Origin of the sequence: Flavobacterium sp. EDS, assembly GCF_020991525.1 — a bacterium.
GTDB lineage: Bacteria > Bacteroidota > Bacteroidia > Flavobacteriales > Flavobacteriaceae > Flavobacterium.
Genome location: NZ_JAJMOZ010000047.1, coordinates 1 through 653 on the forward strand (window position 1 = coordinate 1; position 653 = coordinate 653).

Consider the following 653-nt stretch of genomic DNA (forward strand, 5'->3'; position numbering starts at 1 on the left):
GTTGGGGTAGCAGTTTTATTCTACAACTTAAATTCTATTTATAAACTTATCGTGGAAGAAAAAACAATCACAAAAATTTATTTTCTATCACGAAAGACAGAAAGTATTCCTTATTCATCTATAAAAAGTTTAGACAAAGAATTTATTGATGGTTCTTATATATGTGAGGTTGGCCAAATTACTCCTGGGTATTATAGTTATATAGTTAACTTAGAAAATGATAAAAAATTGATCATATCTCCATTATATTTTAAAAATTGTAACCAATTAATTGCAAAAATTAATCTTCACTATGGTTCCAGTATTTCACAGGTATCTTAAAGATGATATTGTCTCGTTTTGAAAAAAGTTTGCATATTTATACTTAATCCTAAAATAGATTTGCATTCAAATTTTAGCCCTATTATAGGTTTACAATTTTTCCTTACAGCAGAAAGGTATTTGATAATATAAAGCAAAAATATGTATACCAATATAAAGATCATTTATGTAACATAAGATTGAGTTATGCCAAAAATAAAGCAACAAACGTTCTTGAAATTCTTGAAGAAAACAATTATTATCCCTTCGGTTTAAAACACGAGGGATATAATACAGATAATAAACAGCCTAATTATAAGTATAAATATAACGGGAAGGAATTACAAGACGAG

At 26.3% G+C, this 653-nt stretch carries 1 protein-coding gene; it reads left to right on the forward strand.

Translation table 11 applies throughout. From position 1 onward, the window contains the following. Window positions 1-321 (forward strand): hypothetical protein (locus LPB87_RS20605; RefSeq protein ID WP_230729227.1); only part of this gene is annotated, 321 nt, incomplete at its 5' end. Between the last annotated feature and the right edge of the window lie 332 nt (window positions 322-653).